Raw genomic sequence first — 18,636 nt, 5'->3', positions numbered from 1 at the left:
TCCGCAAACAGGAAATCACCGACATGTCCCGCTTCATCATGCACAAGCCCTCGGCGCCGCCAGCGCAGCGGTGAGGCAAGCGCTTTTCCTCAATCCAAGGTAATTGCGCTGGTGACTTGATGAATATCTGACACGCCGGTTATCGAGCCTTGTCTCGATGAAATAGAAATCCCGAATGAAACTACCAACCACGAAGCAGGAACTCCTTGACAAGGTTCGCGCCAGCCACCGAAAGCTCGGGGTAGAAGCTGCCACCATTCCCGCCAGCCACTACCGGCACACGGCCATGATCTGGCAGGAGCCGCGCCTGCATACCAACGCTGCGATGGTCCTGGTGGACGTCATCGTCTGGAACACGATGATCCTGCAGTTCGCGCATGATCGGACGCCTGGACCTTCGGCGTCCTTTTACTCGCCGAGTGCGATGGCGCAGCGGGCCGAGCGTCTTTCTGCCGGCTTCCAGCGCCGTTTCGCGGGCAGAGACCTTCGCGAGCTGGAAGCCATGCTCACGGAGGGACAGGACCGGGTGCTCGACTGCGTGGCGCACCATTCGAACGCCTCGCTTTTCGATCCCGCGTTGAGCCCGATGAAGACCCTCGGGCGCAAGATCCAGTTCTTCACCTCCACCGCCTACGACGACGCGCTGTCGAGGCTGCGCCAGTGGAAGCAGGTGCTGTAGCGGCCGAGGCGACCCACTGCGCGGAGCGCCTCTTGCACCGCTCCGATCAGACCGGAGCTGGCAGCGCCGGCTTTCGCGCGGCCTGCCACAGCAGCGGCACCAGGATCAGCGCCAGGGCCGGGAAGATCATCCAGTTGACCGCCTGCCAGCCCGAGCTGTGCAGGATCGATCCCGCGAGGAACGACACGGCCGCCGTGGCGGCGAAGACGAAGAAATCGTTCATGCCCTGCGCCTTGCTGCGCTCGGCCGGGGTGTGGCAATCGGTGACCATCGCCGTCGCGCCGATGAAGCTGAAGTTCCAGCCGATGCCCAGCAGCGCCAGCGAGCCCCAGAAGTGGGACAGGCCGAGCCCGCCCAGGGCCACCACCCCGGAGGCGGCGAGCAGCACCATGCCGACGGCGGTCACGCGCTCCTTGCCGTAGCGCACCATCAGTCGCCCGGTGAAGAAGCTCGGCCCGAACATCGCCAGCAGGTGCCACTGTATTCCTAGGGCGGCGTTGTCCACCGAATGCCCGTGGTTGACCATCGCCACCGGCGCGGCCGTCATCACGAACGCCATCACCCCATAGGACACCACGCCCGCAGCCACGGCCAGCAGATAGCGCGGCATCGCCAAGAGCTGCAGCACCGTCCGACCGCTATCGGCGACTGCTTCGGCCTGGGTCTGGCTCGGCGTGCGCAGCATCAGCAGGATCGGCAAGGCGATCAGCGGCAGCAGCGCCTGGCTGAGGAAGCTGCCAACGTAGGGCGTGCCCGCTACCGCATCGCGCGTGAAGATCACCAACTGCGGCCCGATGATGGCGCCCGCGAGACCGCCCACCATGACCCAGGAAATGGCCTTGGCCTTAAGCGCGTCCTCGGCGGTGTCGGCGGCTGCGAAGCGGTAGCTCTGCACATACGCGCCGTAGAAGCCCGCCAGGAAGGTGCCGGCGCAGAAGATCCAGAACGAGGCCAGCATGATGCCCAACGCGGCGATCAGGCCCGAGGCCACGCCGAAGCCGACCCCCACCACGTATCCGTTGCGGCGGCCATGGTGCCGCATGATGAAGGCGGCAGGCAAGGTGCCGATGGCAAGACCCAGGCCGAACAGACTCACGGGCAAGGTGATCCAGGCCGAATTCTTGGCAAGCTGCTGGCCGACCAGCCCACCCAGCGACATCACGATGGGCGCGCTGGCGCCGCCGAGCGCCTGCGCGGCGGTGAGAACGCCGATGTTTCGGCGCGTGATGCTCTGGTCGGTCATGGGCGTCTTTCTTATTCGTTTGTCTGGCCGGAAATATTACACGCATGAATATATATTCAGTTATATGGACATGCGATGCTCACGAACCATCGCGAGCCGGTCCATCCTCGGAAGCCCCGGCGGAAGCAGCACCGTGCAGGGCCAATGCGAGCAGGTGCTCTTTCACCTGGATCAGTTGCTCCATGCGTTCCTCAACACAGGCGAGATGGCCTTGGACAGCCTGCCTTAGCAGCTCAGGTTCCAGGAACCCCTCATGTGCCCAACCCAGTAGGCGGCGCACGTCATCCAGGCCGATTCCCGAGGCACGGTAGTTGCGAATCAGGTGAAGCCGTTCGACATGGGCCGGGCCATAGCGCCGATAGTTGTTGCGTGACCGCTCCGGGGCTTGCAACAGGCCCTCCCGCTCGTAGAACCGAATGTTCTCCGGGGGGGTGCCCGTCAAGCGCGCAAGTTCACCGATCCTCATCCGGTTCTCCGTGCGCAACGATGGGGAACGCCGCCGTTGCGCATAGCCCTTATCCCGGCGACCGGGCGGATGGTTGCCCGGTGGCGCCCGATTGCACCGTGTGCTCAGTCCAGCCGCCACCCAGCGCCTTGTAGAGGTGGATGAGGTTGTTCAGCCGCGTCAGGCGCGTGCGCACCAGGGTCTGCTGCGCACCGTACTGTGTGCGTTGCGCATCGAGCAAGGTGAGGTTGTCGTCCACGCCTTCCTGGAAGCGTTGCTCGGCTAGTTGGTAGGCTTTCTGGCTAGCCGCTACCAGGAGCTGCTCCGAGCGGATCTGCTCATCAAGCGTGCGCTTGCCCGCCAAGCCGTCAGCCACCTCAGCAAAGGCCGCCTGGATAGACTTCTCGTAGTTGGCGATTTCGATCCTCTTTTGTACCTGTGCCACGTCCAGATTGGCTCGCAACGCGCCGCCGCGGAAGATGGGCAGCGTGATCTGCGGCAGGAAGCTCCAGGCCCGCGAGCCCGAATCGAACAGGCCGTCCAGCGAAGCGCTGGCCGTGCCCGCCGAGCCCGTGAGGCTAATCGTCGGGAAGAACGCGGCCCGCGCCGCGCCGATGTTGGCGTTGGCGCCGATCAGCATCTGCTCGGCGGCGCGGATGTCCGGCCGACGCGCGAGCAGTTCGGACGGCAGGCCGCTCGGCAGGTCGGTCGGCACGATGTCGTCCGGCAGCGCCACGGCCTCGTCAAGCTGCCGGGACAGCTCCGGCGTCAGCGGCTGGCCCAGCAGCAGCACCAGCGCGTTGCGGTCCTTGGCCGCCTGCCGCGTGTAGGCGGCGCGGTTGGCCTCGGCGGTGCGCAGCGCGATCTCCGCGCGGCGCAGGTCGAGCTGCGTGGAATTTCCCGCTTCCACCAGTTGGGTGGTCAGGTCATAGGAGCGCTTCTGTGTGGCGAGGGTGTCGCTCGTCAGGCGCAGCAGTTCCTGGTCGGCGCGCAGCGTGAGGTAGGCGCTGGCCACCTCGGACACCAGGCTCATCTGCGTGGCGATGCGGGTCTCGTCGAGGGCCAGGTAGGACGCCAGCGCCCGGTCGTTGAGGCTGCGGATGCGGCCCCACAGGTCCAGCTCCCAGGCGGCCGTCACCCCGGCCACGTCGTAGCGCCGGAGCACGTCGCTTTGCCCCGTGGTACTGAGGTCGGCCGGTACGCGCTCTGACGCGCCGCGGGCGGAAACGCCCAGGTTCGGCAGCATCTCGGCACGCTGGATACGGTACAGCGCCTGAGCCGCCTCCACGTTGAGCGCGGCTTTGTGCATGTCGCGGTTGTTCTCCAGCGAAATGCCGATCAACTGCTGCAGCAGCGGGTCGCGGAAGAAGTCCCGCCAACCGATCTCGGCCGTGATCGCGTCGTCGGGCGTCGCGGCCGCCAGTTCCACATAGGCCGCGCCCGAGGGATAGGCCGTGTCGATCGGCGCTGCGGGCCGGTCATACTTCGGTGCCATGGAGCAGCCAGCCAGCGCCGCCGCGAGGGCGAGCGGCGCCAGCGTCCTGGCGGGTCGTGTGAATGCGAAAGATGTTTTCATGTCGTATGTCCTCCTGGCCGTCATGCGTGCTGGTCGGTCATGCCGCCACGGGCATGGCGCGCTTCGCGGCGCAGCGCCAGCTTGCGCACCACAACGTAGAACACCGGCGTCAGCACCAGGCCGAATACCGTCACGCCCAGCATGCCGGCGAACACCGCGATGCCCATGGCGTGGCGCATCTCGGCGCCCGCACCGCTGGCCAGCACCAGCGGCACCACGCCAGCGATGAAGGCGAACGACGTCATCAAGATCGGGCGCAGCCGCAAGCGCGCGGCTTCGAGCACGGCTGCCAGCGGATCGGCCCCTTCGCTTTCCTTCGCGCGGGCGAACTCCACGATCAGGATCGCGTTCTTGGCAGCCAGGCCGACCAGCACCACGAAACCGATCTGCGTGAAGATGTTGTTGTCGCCCCCAGAGAGCCAGACGCCGGCGATCGCCGAGAGCAGCGCCATGGGTGCAATCAGCAGCACAGCGAACGGCAGCGACCAACTGTTGTACTGGGCCGCCAGGAACAGGAAGGCGAGCAGCACCGCCAGCGCGAAGATGTAGATCGCCGTGTTGCCAACCCGTTTTTCCTGGAAAGTCAGGTCCGTCCATTCGTAGGTCATACCGTCCGGCAGCGATTCGCTCACGATCTTCTCAATCGCGGCGGTGGCCTGGCCGGACGAGTAGCCCGGCGCTGGCCCGCCGCTGATGTCGGCCGAGGGAAAGCCGTTGTAATGCATCACCCGGTCGGGGCCGGAACTGCGCTCGATGGTCGCGATCGCGCTCAGCGGGATCATGTCGCCCGCTGCATTGCGCACCTTGAGCATGCCTATGTCCTCAGCCTGCATGCGGAACTGCGCATCGGCCTGGGCCATGACCCGGTAGGTGCGACCGAAGCGGTTGAAGTCGTTGACGTAGAGCGAGCCAAGGTTGACCTGCAGGGTGTCGAACACCTCGGTCAGCGATACGCCCTGCGACTTGGCCTTCACCCGGTCGATGTCCACCTGCAACTGCGGCGCATTGGTCTGGAAGCTGGCGAGCATGTTCGCCAGCTCGGGCGCCTGCATGGCCTTGCCCATGATCTGGCCCTGTGCTTGTGCAAGCGCCTCGGGACCCAGGCCCGCCCGGTCCTCGATCTGCAGCTTAAAGCCGCCCATCGAACCCAGGCCCGGCACCGGCGGCGGCGGGAAGATGCCGACGAAGCCGTCCGGGATCTGGCTGAACTTGCCCATGAGCTTGCCCTGGATGGCGAAGGCCGACAGCGACGGGTCCTTGCGCTCATCGAAGGGCTTGAGCATGGCGAACATCAGCGCGGTGTTCGGCTGGTTCACCGGTCCATTGACCGACAGGCCCGGGAAGGCCACCACGCTCTCGACGCCCGGCTCAGCCAGTGCGATCTTGGTCATCTCCTTGACGACCGCCTCGGTGCGATCCAGCGAGGCGCCGGTCGGAAGCTGGGCGATGCCCACGAGGTAGTACTTGTCCTGGGCCGGCACGAAGCCCGCAGGCACCTTGTGGAAGCCCAGCCAGGTCAGGCCCAGGAAGCCGACGTAGAGCAGCAGCACGATGGCGCTGCCGCGCACCGCGCGGCGCACGCCCCCGACGTAGGAATTCGAGGCGCGGTCGAAGAAGCGGTTGAAGCGGCGGAAGAAGCCGCCGAACACGCCGTCGATGATGCGCGTGAGACGATCGGGCTTGGCCGCGCCGTGGTGCGGCTTGAGCAGGATGGCGGCCAGCGCTGGCGACAGCGTAAGCGAGTTGATCGCCGACAGGATGGTCGAGAACGCGATGGTTAGCGCGAACTGGCGATAGAACTCGCCCTGCAGCCCCGACAGGAACGCCGAGGGGATGAAGACCGCTGCCAGCACCGAGGTGATGGCCAGGATCGGGCCAGTCACTTCATCCATCGCCTTGCGCGCCGCGTCCTTGGGTGATTCGCCCAGCGCTATGTGGCGCTCCACGTTCTCCACCACCACGATGGCGTCATCCACCACGATGCCGATGGACAGCACCAGTCCGAACAGCGACAGTGTGTTCAGCGAGAAACCGAACATGTGCATCACCGCGAACGTGCCGACCAGCGAGACCGGCACGGCGATCAGCGGGATGATCGACGCGCGCCAGGATTGCAGGAACAGCACCACCACGATCACCACCAGGAAGATGGCCTCCAGCAGCGTGACGGCGACGGACTGGAGCGAGGCGCGCACGAAGACCGTGGGGTCGTAGGCGATCCTATACTCAATGCCGTCGGGGAACTTAGCTTGAAGTCGGTCCATTGCCGCGCGCACCGCGCTAGACACATCCAGCGCGTTCGCGCCCGGGCTCTGGATGATCTGTATCCCCACCGCCGGCTCGCCATTGAGCAGGCTGCGCAAAGAGTAGGAATCGGCCCCCATCGAGATGCGGGCGACATCCCGCAGGCGAGTTACCTGGCCGTCGGCGCCCGTCTTCACGACGATCTCGCCGAATTGCTCCTCGCTCGACAGTCGGCCCAGAGTGTTGACCGTGACCTGGAACGCCGCCGAGGCATCCGGCTGCTGACCAACCGAACCAGCGGCAACCTGTATGTTCTGCTCGCGGATGGCGGCAACCACGTCGCTCGCGATCAGCCCACGAGCAGCGACCTTGGCGGGTTCGAGCCAGACCCGCATCGAATACTCCCCGGCGCCCCAGACTAGGACATCGCCGACGCCTGGCGTACGAGCCAGCTCATCCTTCACATGAAGTGTGGCGTAGTTGGAGACGTACAGCGGATCATATCGACCTCCAGGCGAAAGCAAATGCACCACCATGAGAACGTCCGGCGACGTTTTCTCGGTGACAACACCGATGCGCTGAACTTCAGGCGGTAGGCGCGGCAACGCCCGCGAGACCCGGTTTTGCACCTGGATCTGCGCAATGTCGGCGTTGATATGCTGCTCGAAGGAGACGGTGAGCACCATTTTCCCGTCGGTGGACATCTGAGACTGCATGTACATCATGCCTTCTACGCCGTTGATCGCCTGCTCCAGCGGTGATGCCACGGTATCGGCGATCACTTGCGGGTTGGCACCGGGATAGCTAGCGGTGACCTGCACCGTGGGAGGCGTGACCTGCGGGTATTCGCTCAGCGGCAGCTGGAAGTAGCTGATCGCGCCCGCGATCAGCATCAGCACCGACAGGACGATGGCGAAGATGGGCCGGTTGATGAAGAAGCGGGGGAAATTCATTTGCGGGCCTCCGCCGAGCCGGCCGCGCCGTCAGCCTTGGCGGGGTCCGCGCCGGCGGCCGGTGCCGCGGGCGGCTGCATGGGCACCATGCGCGGCGTGACCGCCATGCCGGGGCGCACGAGGCCCTTGATGATGATCTTCTCACCGGCCTGCAGGCCGCCGTTGATGACGCGCAGCCCGTCCACCACCGGCCCCAGTTCGATGGGCCGGTACTGGGCCTGGTTGTTCTCGCCCACGACCAGCACGTAGTTGCGCCCTTGGTCGGTGCCCACGGCCTGATCGTCGATCAGGACGGCCTCGCGCGCCGCGCCGGTGGACAGCTTGGCCCGGGCGAACATGCCGGGTGCCATGCGCCCATCCGGGTTGGGCACAACGGCGCGCGCGCGGATCGTGCCGGTGCTTCGGTCAATGGTGTTGCCCACGAAGTCGAGCGCGCCCCTGTGCGGGAAACCCTTGTCCGTGGTCAGCCCGACCTGCACGGGCAGCGAGGCCTTGCCGCCGGCGCCCGCAGCGGGCCGCGAGCGGCTCACGACGTTGAGGTACGTGGCTTCGTCGATGTCGAAGTACACGTGCAGCGGGTCGATGGACACGATCGTGGTCAGCAGCGTGGCCGCGCCGGCGACACCGCCGCTGACCAGGTTGCCCTCGGTCACGAGCACGCGGTCAACGCGCCCGGCGATGGGCGCCGTGACGCGGGCGTAGGACAGATCCAGCCGCGCCGCAGCGACGGCGGCCTTGGCCGCTTGCACCTGGGCCTGGCGCGCACTGCGCGCGGAGACGGCATCGTCGTAGGTCTTGCGCGCGACAGCGCCGGTCGCCACCAGGCGCTCGGCGCGGTCGAAGTCGGCCTGGGCCTGACTGGCCAGCACCTCGGCCTGTTGCAGTTGCGCCGCAGCCGTGTCGAGCGTGACCTGGAACGGTCGGGGGTCGATCTGGAACAGCAGTTGTCCCTTGCGCACCAGGCTGCCCTCGGGGACGCTCACAGCATCGACGGCGCCGCCGACCCGCGAGCGCAGCTCGACGGTCTTGGGCGCGGCCAGGAAGCCGGTGTACTCGGCCGATGGCGCGACCGTGCGGGTGATGACCTCGGCCACGGGCACCTGCGGCGCCATCGGCGCGCCCGCCGGGGGCGCCGCGGCCTTGCCCTCGTCCTTGGCGTCGCGGGCAGCGATCGCTATCCCCCCGACGGCTGCGATGACGCCTGCCACCACAATGATTCTGATTTTTTTACGCATGGAAGTGACCCTTTCTTGGATGCAGGACTCCGGCCCTTCCGAAGCGCTCTGCAGACATTTGTGTGGAGGCTAGGCGTTACAACGACGGCAAGGTCAAGCCCTCTTGTTGCCTCAGCGGGCAGACGGCACGGACAAGGTGGTGGGACGCCCGGCGTCGTCGCCGTGGTTGGCCTCCGGCGCGCCCTTGAAGCGCAGCAGGCGCAGTGCGTTCAGCGTGACCAGGGCCGTGGCGCCGGTGTCGGCCAGCACGGCAACCCACAAGCCGGTGATACCCAACACGGTGGTGACCAGGAACAAGCCCTTGAGGCCAATGGCGAATACGACGTTTTGGTGAATGTTGGCCATCGTCGCCCGCGACAGGGCCACCAGGTGGGCCACGTCCGTGACGCGGCTCTTGAGCAGCGCGGCATCGGCGGTTTCCAGCGCCACGTCCGTGCCGCCGCCCATGGCGATACCCACGTCGGCGGTCGCCAGGGCCGGCGCGTCGTTGATGCCGTCGCCGACCATCGCCACCTTGGCATCACGCTTCATCTCGTTGACCAAGCGCAGCTTGTCCTGCGGCAGCAGCTCGGCCTCCCACTCGATGCCCAGCTTGCCGGCGATCGCCTGCGCGGTGCGGCGGTTGTCGCCGGTCAGCATGACCGAGCGCACGCCCATGGCGTTGAGCTGGGCCACGCCTTCGCGCGCGTCGCGGCGGGGCTCGTCGCGCAGGGCCAGCAGGCCCAGAACGTTCTTGCTGGCTTCGTCGAACAGGACCACCACGGTCTTGCCGCCATCCTCCAGCTTGTCGATTTCCCTGCGGTGCGCGGCTGTCAGCGTGGCCGTCTGTTCCGCATGGGCGGGCGATCCGACAGCGAGCGCACTGCCGTTCACGGTGGCGCGCACCGCCTTGCCGGCAATGGCCGATGCGCCCGTGGCCTGGGGAATCGCCACGTCCAGGCTCTTGGCATGGGCGACAATGGCCTTCGCCAAGGGATGGTTTGAGCCGGACTCGACAGCGGCGGCAAGCGCAAGGACCTGTTGATGCTTGAACAGCCCGAAGGGCAGGACCTCGGTGATGCGCGGCTTGCCCTCGGTCAGCGTGCCAGTCTTGTCGAAGGCAATGGCGCGCACGCGGCCGATGGTTTCCAACGCGTTGCCACCCTTGATCAGCAGGCCCCGTCGCGTGGCCACCGCAAGGCCCGAGGCGATGGCCGCCGGTGTGGAGAGCACCAGCGCACATGGGCAGGCAATCAACAGCAGTGCGAGGCCGCGGTACAGCCAGGTACCCCAGTCGCCACCCATGGCAAGTGGCGGAACCACCACGATCAACGCCGCGATGGCCATGACGGCAGGGGTGTAGTAGCGGCTGAACTTTTCGATGAAGCGAGCCGTGGGCGCCTTGGAGGACTGCGCCTGCTCCACCAGTTGGATGATGCGAGAAATGGTGTTGTCCGATGCCGTCTTCTCGACTTGTACTTCGAGCACGCCATCGACGTTGATGGAGCCGGCGAACACGTCGGCACCGATAGCCTTTTGACGCGGTACGGACTCGCCGGTGATAGGCGACTCGTCCAGGCTGCTTTCACCGCGGAGGATCTTGCCGTCCGCAGGCACCCGGTCACCAGGGCGCACCAGCACGCGGTCGCTCACGCGCAGGGAAGCGGCGGGCACTTCGCGCTGCCCGCCCGCGGCATCGAGCAGTACCGCCGTCTTAGGCACCAGGGAGGCCAGCGCCTTGATGCCGGCGCGCGCGCGGCCGGCGGCCACGCTTTCCAGCAGCTCGCCGATCGCGAACAGGAACACCACGGCAGCAGCTTCCTCGGCCTCGCCTATCACGAGCGCGCCCAGCGAGGCGACGACCATCAGCGTTTCGATAGAGAACGGCGAGCCTGACACAGCCAGCGCGAAGGCTTTGCGAGCGAACGGCAGCACGCCCGCGATCACCGCAGCGGCGAAGATCCATTCAGCGTAGCCAGGAACGAACTGCGCGATCGCGTAGGCCGAGCCCATCAGGCCGCCCAGGCCCAGCACGTGCTTGCCTTTCTTCGTCTGCCACCAGCGCTGATGGCGCGCCGTCGATGCTGCTGCTGGGGCCGCGGGTGCTGAGCCATCATGGCGGCGCACGTCGGAGACGCCGAAGCCCAGGCTCTTGATGGTCTTCTCGATGTGGCCGAGCTGCGTGGGGCCGCCAGACGCGAGCGTCAATTCCAGCGTTTCTGCGGTGAAGTTTATGCGGGCATCGGACACGCCATCCATGCGAGCGAGCGCCGTTTCGATCTTGCCGACGCAACTGGCGCAGTCCATGCCCTCGACGCGCATGGACACGTTGGGGGGCGTGCTGGGTGCTCCACGGGAGGCAGAGGCCGGCGCATGGTCATGCCCGCTGCAGGCCCCGTGATCGTGACCGTGGTCATGGGCATGGGCATGGCCGTGAGCATGGCCATGCCCATGGTCATCACCGCACGCTTTGCCGTGCGAATGATCGTGCCCGTGGTCGTGGGCATGCCCATGGTCATGGTGGCCGCCGCAGCCGGCGTGGTCATGCGCGTGGGCCGCATGGCACGGTGCAGGTGCTGCGGACATTTCGGACGCGGGCAGTGCCTGCACGTCGAAGCCCAGGGACCGGATTTTCTTGGCAATGTCGCGTGCAGTATTTCGGCTACTTGTGCTGCGCGTCAACGTCAGCGTCTCATTTGTAAAATTAACCTGTACATTTGATACGCCATCAATTCGACCAAGCGCTGTTTCAATCTTGCCGACGCAACTGGCGCAATCCATACCTTCGACCCGAAAGCCCAGTTGTTCGTCCTGCGCTCCTGTGCCGTCCAATGTTTCCAAAGACATATCAATCTCCTGGTTCTCTGAGTAATCGCCGTGGCAGGACGCACAAATCAGCGATCGGAATGTTATGCAAACAAATGAACACTTGTTTGTATGTTTATTCAAAAAAAAGAAAGAATCTCTTTCTGGCTGAACCATCCGACCGCTGCTTTATGCAGCTGCCATTAAGTCATTTTTTGTTGCGCAGCATCTGGTAGGTTTCAAATGCGGTGCGGTAGGCATCACTATAGGTATCAGGCGTCTGCTCACCAGCCCAGAATCCAGCCATTCCCGCAACCTGCCAATCTGCCAAATCACTCTTTACTTGAGCACGAGTCAATGCCACCGGAGCCTTGTAAGCCGCAACCAGCTTGAGCTGGAGATAGCTCTCGTAGGCTTGTTGGTAGGCTTGGGTGTGCGAAGCGGTGGTGATTCCGCGCGAGGTGAACGCGTGCATGCCGGAGATTTTCCACAGTTCCAAATCAGCCATCACTTCAGCACGAGTCTTTCCTGCTGAGGGCGCCTGATACATATCACCTTGGGTCAATTGCAAGTAGCGCTGAAAGGCAGCCTGGTATTGAGGGCTGAACGTATCCGGGCCGCTTTCGCCGCGAGACAACGCTTCCAACCCAGATTGCCTCCAAGCAGCCAGATCCTCCTGGACCTGTTGCCGTGTCATATCTGCGGCGAACGGTTGAGCGTTTACTCCAGCAGCAAAAAGTGCGGAAAGCAGAACAGCAAAGCGAATTTTCTTGGACATGGTCAATACTCCTTGACGTTAAAAATAATGGCGTGGTCCTTACGCCTTTCGGATACCCCGTAGACAAATAATAACACACATGAAGATATGTTCAAGTGTTTATTTTTAGAGTGCTTTTTGCTTGGGGTCTTCTAGGCATTCAGCAAGGCGCGCCGGTGTCTCTCTAGATTAATAGCCAAAAAAAGCCTACCCCTTGAAGGCGTAGGCCGGCGCGCACTCACATGTTCAGTCAATCGTCGTGTCTGTCCTCCGAAATGTGAACCGCCATGTCCTGGAGTACCTGGCTGACGTGCTGGTCGGCAATGCCGTAGAAGATGTGCTTGGCTTGGCGCTCGCCGCGCACGAGGCGCGCGCCGCGCAACAGGCGCAGGTGATGGCTGACCAAGGACTGCGACAGGTCTAGCGAGCCAGCAATGTCGCCCACTGCGACCGATCCGCGCATGCACTGCAACAGGATTTTCAATCGCGATTGGTCGCCCAGCAGGCGGAAGGTCTCTGCCAGAACAGCGACGTCACTTTGCGATAGTGCGAGGACATCAGTGGTCGTGCCGTGGTTAGAGGTCGAACATTGCACAATAGCGGCGCTGGTGGTTTTGCGGGATGTCATGGATTCAAACCCTCAAGTGAACTGCGAACCGTCTAGCACGGCCTCAATGCTTGTGACCGGGAGCGGAGTGGTCATGGTCATGATTGTGCTCACTGTGGTCGTGGCCGCTGTGGTCCTGACGGCCTGTCGTGGGTTGCAGGCTGCAGATGTTCTCGTCAGCCTCCGAGTTCCAGTCGATTCCGACTGTGGCGTGTTCGATGCTGAACTGCTCTCGCAGCACCGCCTCGACGCGCTTGACCACAGCTCGCGCCTCCTCGTCCACGTTGGGTCGAACGTGTAGCGTGGCCATCGTGCGACCGGAAGTGAGTTGCCACACGTGAACATGGCTGACAGCCGCCAGGCCGGGCACAGTGCTCATCAGGCCTTGTTCCACCTTTTCCGGCGAAGCGTCCTCTGGCGCACCCTCCAACAGGATATGGATCGACTTGGCCAGGAGCTTCCAGGCGCTGCGCAGAATCAACGCCGCTACTAGAACCGACAGGATGGGGTCGATCGGAGTCCAGCCGGTGAAGTAGATGACGATCGCTGCAACGATGGCGCCGACAGAGCCGAGCAGGTCACCCATCACGTGGAGGATGGCACCTTTCACATTGACGTGATCGGTTTCGCCGCGGGTCATGATCCACAGCACGAGGACGTTGATCAGTAAGCCGAGCACGGCGACGATCATCATCGGGCCGGCGAGGATGACGGGCGGCGCCTGCAGCCGCTCCCACGCCTCGTAGGCGATCCATGCGACGATCGCGAACAGGGTCACGGCGTTCAGGAAGCCGGCGATGACCTCGAAGCGCAGGTAACCGAATGTGCGTTTGCTGTCGGCTGCGCGGCGACCGAATCGGAAGGCAGCGTAAGCCAGGGCAAGTGCCACGGCGTCGGTCAGCATGTGGCCAGCATCGGCAAGTAGGGCTAGCGAGCCCGACAGCACGCCGCCGACAGCTTCCACGAGCATGAAGCCGAAGATCAGGAAGAAGGAAACCAGAACCTTGCGCTCGTTGGCGCTCGTCACTGTGGGGGTGTGGTCGTGATCATGGTCGTGACCATGGTCATGTGCATTGGATTGGGACATGGGCGCCTCTGCTGGTTGAGTGTTTGACTATGGCGAAATATAACACATGAATATGTGTTCATGTGATATATTTTCGCTCACCCTTCTCAGCCTCCGAAGCCATGCGTTGTGATGCCGCAACGAGAAAATGTGCCTATCCTTTCGGCCAGATACGGTGCAGGTCATCCAGAATCAGCTGGTGATGGTGCCTGCCTTGGTCTGCGTGTGTGCGTAAATGAGGGTGATCCGGCGGCAAGCTGGGGTGGTCATGCGCCACGTCAGAAGGGTCGCTGGCCGGCCACAGCCAGAGCGTCAGCGCCACGCCGGCCAAGCCGACCAGGGACATGACAATGAAGGTCGATGGCAAGCCCATGACCGCGCCGAAGCGGCCGGCAAGTGGGTAGCAGATGAGCCAACAGGCGTGCGACAGCGCGAAGTGTGCCGCGAAGATCGCAGGACGGTCCTCGGCATGGGCCGAGCGGCGCAGAAGACGGCCGGATGGCGTTTGCGCCACGCTGTAGCCAAAGCCGATGATCAACCACAGCGGCAGCAACAATGCATAGCTCGGCAGCAGTGCGCCGATCCCCGTGCCCACGACCAGTACGGTAGCGCCGGTGAGCATCGCGGTTCGGTCGGCCACCTTTTCCAGTAAGGATGGCAGAACGAAGGCTGCCACCATCGAACCGCCTCCGAATGCCGCCAGTGCCGACGCCACTTCGACCTCGCCTAGGCCAAAGCGCGCCTTCACGAGAACCACCGTGTTCACGATCACCATGGCGCCCGCCGCCGAGACGGCCAAGCTGATCGCCAGCAGGCCCCGCAGGCGTGGCGTAGCGAGATAGATGCGTGTGCCGCGGGTCGTGCGATCCCAAATGCCGCGGCGCGGTCCGGGAATAGTTGTGGGCAACCGCACGCTGACCACGAGCGCGGCTGAAACGAGGAAACCGAGCACTGTTCCCGCGAACAGGTTGTGAAAGCTGATGACGGTCAGCAGCGCAGCAGCCAGCATCGGGGAAATCAGGCTTTCCAGGTCATAGGCCAGCCGGGACAGCGACAGCGCCTTCGTGTAGTCCTCTTCATCGGGAAGGATGTCCGGGATAGTGGCTTGGAAAGTCGGCGTGAAGCCGGCGGATGCCGCTTGCAGGACAAAGATCAGCAGATAGATCTGCCAGACCTCGGTGACAAAGGGCAAACAGATCGCGACAACCGCTCGTACCAGGTCCAGCGCTACGAGCAATGACCGTCGCGGGAACTGGTCGGCGAAGGCCTGTGCGACTGGAGCGACTCCCACATAGGCCAGCATCTTGATAGCCAGCGCCGACCCGAGCACCGCACCTGCATCGGCCCCGGCCAGCTCGTAGGCAAGTAGGCCGAGCGCTACCGTCATCAGGCCTGTGCCGACGAGTGCGATCACCTGCGCGGTGAACAGGTGGCGGTAGGTGCGGTTCTTTAGGACGGAGAGCATCGAGAGACCTCAGAGCAGTCTGGTTAGCGCCTTCATTTCGGCTAGAACGGAGTCCTCATCATGAGATAGGCAGTGGTCGATGTGGTCATGGATCAGGACGCGCTTGGCCGCTGTGACGGCGCTCTCCACCGCAGCGAGCTGGCGAGCGATGTCCAGGCAGGTTTCTTCTCCTTCGATCATCCCGATGACGTGTCGCAGATGACCCTCGGCGCGCTTGAGCCGTTTCACGAGATCTGGGTGGCTGGTGTGCTTGTGCATCTCTTTCATGCAGCAATCATATCCCCCCCCGGGGGATATGCTCAAGGAGTCTGCATAGCTGTTTGCGCAGTGGATTAGCCCCACCTCGCCTCTCGATGTCTTGCGCCCGACGCCCTCTCTAAGGCGATTGGTGCTCAAAGGATGTAAGGTTTTCTTTCCCATTCATATGAATAGATATACAATTGTTCATATCTAAGCCAGTGAACAGTGGCTTTTCAACGACAAGCACTTGCTCGGAAAGAGAACACCCAGCCGGGGGTAAGTACTGATGCAACACCGATGGAGAATTGAATGCTTCGCAAAGACATACGCAAGGGATGGATATGGGCGGTATCCACGCTTTGGGCCGGCACCGTGCTAGCCCAGCCAGTAGCCGCCCCTCACGTCCCATCCAGACCAGACAGCCACATGGTCGCCCAATTGTGGGAGTCAGCTTGGCAGCGGCAGCCAGAAGCCGCTGGAGAAGGCGCCTGGCAGCAGGCCGCCCAAGCACGCCAAGAGACGGCCGGCAGTTGGGTGGCAGGTCCGATGGCGCTGGAAGCCTCCACCAAAACTGATCGGTTCAACAACCGCAACGGACAGCGCGAATATGAAGTCGGGGTGGCTATTCCCCTTTGGATGCCTGGTGAGCGCGCCTCGTCGGCACGCTGGGCGGACGCGGAAAGCCTCGCGCTATCCAGCCGGATGCTGGCCGCCAAGCTACGCACGGCCGGACAGGTTCGCCAGGCATGGTGGGCATGGCAGCGTGCCCAGGCCGAATTGGTGGCGGCGCAGGATCGCACCCGCAGCGCGGACGAGTTGGCGCAAGATGTGGCTCGCCGGGTTCGCGCGGGCGACCTGGCGCAAGCCGACAGAAACCAGGCCGATGGCGCCTTGGCGTCGGCTCGTAGTGCCCTGGCCATTGCTCAGGCCGAAGAAATCACGCAGCGCGAGGCGTTGTTGGCACTGACCGGCATCGAGAGTATCCCGTCGCAGGCCGATTCCGCGCAGCCGGAGCAGTCAGGTGTCCGAGTTCAACCGGCATCGGCACAGCCGTCCGGCGCGTTGTTGGGTAACCACCCTGCGCTGCTGGAACTGCAGCACAAGGCGCTGGCGGCCCGCCGCTCTGCGGAACTGGTGTCCCATCAGAAGTACGCCAACCCCGAACTGACCCTGGCGACCACGCGGGATCGGGGCGGCTACGGCGAACGCTACAACCAGACGATCACGGTGGGTGTGCGCATTCCCTTCGGTACGGGTAGCCGTCATACCGAGCAATTGTCCAGCGCCAATGCGCAGGCACTGGAGGCTGAGTCGGCACTCGCGGCCCAGCGCACCCGGCTACTCTCGGAAATTCGAACTGCCCAATCGCGCGAACTGGCAACCAGCACCCAGATGCAGGCCGCTTCGGAGCGCCAGCGACTAGCCCAACAAACGCGCACCTTCTACCAAAAGTCGTTCGCGATGGGCGAGACGGACATGCCGACACGCCTTCGCATCGAGCAGGAGGCCACCGAGGCCGAGCGCGCGGCGCTGCTCGCCAAGGTGGAGCATGCCGCGGCCATCTCGTCCCTGTTGCAGGCACAAGGCACGCTGCCGCAGCCGACCGAGACTTTCACTGACATCTCCGGCACGCGCTGATCGGCGCGCGCTCAACCATCCTGGAACCTTAGAAATGTCGCAATCCTCTTTCTGGCGTGCAGCTGCCTTGTCCAGCCTCCTGCTTGGCAGTAGCGCAACGTGGGCCGGCGACGGCCATGACCATGGCGAAGCCGCTCCTGCCCCCGCAGCGGCCGCGCTTCCGCGCTTTGCCGCAGTTTCCGATGACTTCGAACTGGTGGGTGTGCTGAACGGCCAGCGTCTCACACTCTACCTCGACCATGCTGCCGACAACCGGCCGGTGACCGATGGCGAGCTGACCCTCGAGCTGGGTGGTCAACAGGTAAAGGTCAGCTCACACGGGGTTGGAGAGTTCGAGGCCGATCTGACTGAGCCGCTATCCGATGGCGAGACCTCAATCATGGCCACTATTACTGCGCAGGGCCAATCGGACCTGTTGACGGGCGTTCTCGATGTTCATAGCGAAGACGCCGAACACGAGCATGCCGTCGCATCCGGCCGTGTGGTCGTACTAGGTGGCGGTGCCGCAGTCCTCGGCGTCGGTGTCCTAGCGTGGGCGCTGCGCAGACGTACACGCACCAACGGTGCACTGCGAGGTGCAGCATGAAGCGCAACTTCCGTTTCCTAATGACGACGGCCATGGCGGCTGCATTGGCTCTGGCTGCTCCCGCGTTCGCTCACGACGGCCATGACCACGGCGACGAAGCGCCGGCTGCGTCTTCCAATGGCCCCCAGCGCCAGCCTGATGGCAGCGTGTTTCTTCCGAAACCGTCGCAACGTCAGATCGGTGTACGCACCCAGCTGATCAAGCAGGAGCCCTTGGCCCGCAGCCATGAACTGGCTGGCAAAGTAATCATGGACCCGACGACAGGCGGCAAGGTCCAGGCAATGGTAATGGGCCGGCTGGTGCCCGGGCCGGATGGTCTGCCGCAGATCGGCCAATCCGTGCGCAAGGGCCAGGTGCTGGCTTACATCGAACCGGCCAGCGGTGTGCTGGAGCGCTCAGGCCAGATGGCCCAGGTTGCCGAGCTGCGTGCGGGCCAAGCGCTCGCGCAGAAGCGCTTGGCCCGGCTGCGCGAGCTGTCGGAGACCGTGCCCCGCAAGGAGATCGAAGCAGCCGAAAGCGAAGTGAACAGCCTGACCGAACGCGCCCGCGCCTTGAGCGGGGGCCTCGCCGGCAGGGACGTACTGAAGGCCCCAGTCAGCGGCGTCATCGCATCCAGCCCCGCAGTTGCCGGGCAGGTCGTGGATGCGCGCGAACTGGTGTTTGAGGTGGTCGATCCGACCCAACTGCGCATCGAGGCGCTTGCCTACGATCCGGCAATGGCACAGAACCTGGCCGGTGCTGCACTCGCAGTAGGCGGTCAGAAGGTGCCGCTGAGCTTCGTCGGTGCCGCCAGCAGCCTGCGCGAGCAGGCCCTGCCCATGCTGTTCAAGGGCACCAGCGAAAGCCTCTCGCGCTTGGCGGTCGGTATGCCGGTGGTGGTCTTCGTGCAAGAGGCGACGACGGTACCTGGCTACCGCGTGCCTTCCGGTGCGCTGATGAAGAACCCTGCCAACCAGAACATCGTCTGGGTCAAAGACCAGGCCGAGCGCTTCGAGCCGCGTGTCGTGAACATCACTCCTTTGGATGGTGCATCCATCGCTGTCACTTCGGGCCTGGCGGACGGCGACCGCGTGGTTGTCGAGGGCGCGTCCCTGATCAATCAAGTTCGTTGAGGGGCA

General features: G+C 64.2%; 15 protein-coding genes. 4 read left to right on the top strand and 11 right to left on the bottom strand.

All coding sequences use genetic code 11. The features are described from left to right. The first annotated feature begins 175 nt into the window (after positions 1 to 175). Positions 176 to 679, top strand: a complete 504-nt coding sequence (locus ACLRDN_RS09895) for a ClbS/DfsB family four-helix bundle protein (protein WP_003821138.1) — start codon at positions 176 to 178, stop codon at positions 677 to 679. A gap of 46 nt (positions 680 to 725) precedes the next feature. Here ACLRDN_RS09895 and ACLRDN_RS09890 read toward each other — a convergent pair whose 3' ends face one another. The 11 genes from ACLRDN_RS09890 to ACLRDN_RS09840 form a co-directional block, all read right to left on the bottom strand. Further along, entirely contained in the window at positions 726 to 1,922 is a 1,197-nt protein-coding gene (locus tag ACLRDN_RS09890; RefSeq protein WP_021204989.1) for an MFS transporter, read from the bottom strand. Between the two features lie 79 nt (positions 1,923 to 2,001). Next, positions 2,002 to 2,388 carry a MerR family transcriptional regulator gene (locus ACLRDN_RS09885; protein ID WP_015912830.1) on the bottom strand — a complete coding sequence of 129 codons (387 nt, stop codon included), beginning with the start codon at positions 2,386 to 2,388 and terminating at the stop codon, positions 2,002 to 2,004. A 49-nt stretch (positions 2,389 to 2,437) separates the two neighbouring features. Beyond that, the gene (locus ACLRDN_RS09880) at positions 2,438 to 3,943 is read right to left on the bottom strand and encodes an efflux transporter outer membrane subunit (protein ID WP_003821143.1); all 1,506 of its coding nucleotides are present in this window, start codon (positions 3,941 to 3,943) and stop codon (positions 2,438 to 2,440) included. Positions 3,944 to 3,963: 20 nt separating this feature from the next. Beyond that, positions 3,964 to 7,140, bottom strand: coding sequence for an efflux RND transporter permease subunit (locus tag ACLRDN_RS09875; protein WP_343478324.1), 3,177 nt, complete (start codon positions 7,138 to 7,140; stop codon positions 3,964 to 3,966). Beyond that, positions 7,137 to 8,375 carry an efflux RND transporter periplasmic adaptor subunit gene (locus ACLRDN_RS09870; RefSeq protein ID WP_343478325.1) on the bottom strand — a complete coding sequence of 413 codons (1,239 nt, stop codon included), beginning with the start codon at positions 8,373 to 8,375 and terminating at the stop codon, positions 7,137 to 7,139. Before ACLRDN_RS09870 ends, ACLRDN_RS09875 begins: the two co-directional genes overlap by 4 nt. A gap of 111 nt (positions 8,376 to 8,486) precedes the next feature. Further along, a complete protein-coding gene (locus ACLRDN_RS09865; protein WP_012614060.1) occupies positions 8,487 to 11,201 on the bottom strand; it encodes a heavy metal translocating P-type ATPase in 2,715 nt (904 codons plus the stop codon). Between the two features lie 166 nt (positions 11,202 to 11,367). Next, positions 11,368 to 11,937 carry a DUF4148 domain-containing protein gene (locus tag ACLRDN_RS09860; RefSeq protein ID WP_034018378.1) on the bottom strand — a complete coding sequence of 190 codons (570 nt, stop codon included), beginning with the start codon at positions 11,935 to 11,937 and terminating at the stop codon, positions 11,368 to 11,370. Positions 11,938 to 12,166: 229 nt separating this feature from the next. Continuing rightward, positions 12,167 to 12,544, bottom strand: a complete 378-nt coding sequence (locus tag ACLRDN_RS09855; protein ID WP_003821152.1) for an ArsR/SmtB family transcription factor — start codon at positions 12,542 to 12,544, stop codon at positions 12,167 to 12,169. Positions 12,545 to 12,587: 43 nt separating this feature from the next. Next, on the bottom strand, positions 12,588 to 13,610 hold the full coding sequence (locus ACLRDN_RS09850) for a cation diffusion facilitator family transporter (RefSeq protein WP_003821153.1): 1,023 nt from the start codon (positions 13,608 to 13,610) through the stop codon (positions 12,588 to 12,590). Positions 13,611 to 13,743: 133 nt separating this feature from the next. After that, positions 13,744 to 15,054 (bottom strand): MFS transporter, encoded by a 1,311-nt coding sequence (locus ACLRDN_RS09845; protein ID WP_003821155.1) that lies wholly within the window; start codon positions 15,052 to 15,054, stop codon positions 13,744 to 13,746. A 9-nt stretch (positions 15,055 to 15,063) separates the two neighbouring features. Then, positions 15,064 to 15,321 (bottom strand): metal-sensing transcriptional repressor, encoded by a 258-nt coding sequence (locus tag ACLRDN_RS09840; RefSeq protein WP_003821156.1) that lies wholly within the window; start codon positions 15,319 to 15,321, stop codon positions 15,064 to 15,066. Between the two features lie 399 nt (positions 15,322 to 15,720). Here ACLRDN_RS09840 and ACLRDN_RS09835 point away from each other — a divergent pair, with 399 nt between their 5' ends. Genes ACLRDN_RS09835 through ACLRDN_RS09825 form a run of 3 tightly spaced genes read left to right on the top strand, consistent with a single transcriptional unit; the run spans position 15,721 to position 18,630 of the window. Beyond that, positions 15,721 to 16,932 (top strand): TolC family protein, encoded by a 1,212-nt coding sequence (locus tag ACLRDN_RS09835; protein ID WP_223656232.1) that lies wholly within the window; start codon positions 15,721 to 15,723, stop codon positions 16,930 to 16,932. Positions 16,933 to 16,966: 34 nt separating this feature from the next. After that, positions 16,967 to 17,518, top strand: coding sequence for a hypothetical protein (locus tag ACLRDN_RS09830; protein WP_015912829.1), 552 nt, complete (start codon positions 16,967 to 16,969; stop codon positions 17,516 to 17,518). Next, positions 17,515 to 18,630 (top strand): efflux RND transporter periplasmic adaptor subunit, encoded by a 1,116-nt coding sequence (locus tag ACLRDN_RS09825; RefSeq protein WP_003821159.1) that lies wholly within the window; start codon positions 17,515 to 17,517, stop codon positions 18,628 to 18,630. The genes ACLRDN_RS09830 and ACLRDN_RS09825 overlap by 4 nt, the downstream gene beginning before the upstream one ends. The last annotated feature ends 6 nt before the right edge of the window (positions 18,631 to 18,636 follow it).

Origin of the sequence: Herbaspirillum huttiense (assembly GCF_047300815.1) — a bacterium.
In the GTDB taxonomy this organism is placed as follows: Bacteria; Pseudomonadota; Gammaproteobacteria; order Burkholderiales; family Burkholderiaceae_D; genus Herbaspirillum; species Herbaspirillum huttiense_A.
Note: the sequence above shows the minus strand (reverse complement) of the source record. Positions and strands in the feature narration are given on the sequence as shown.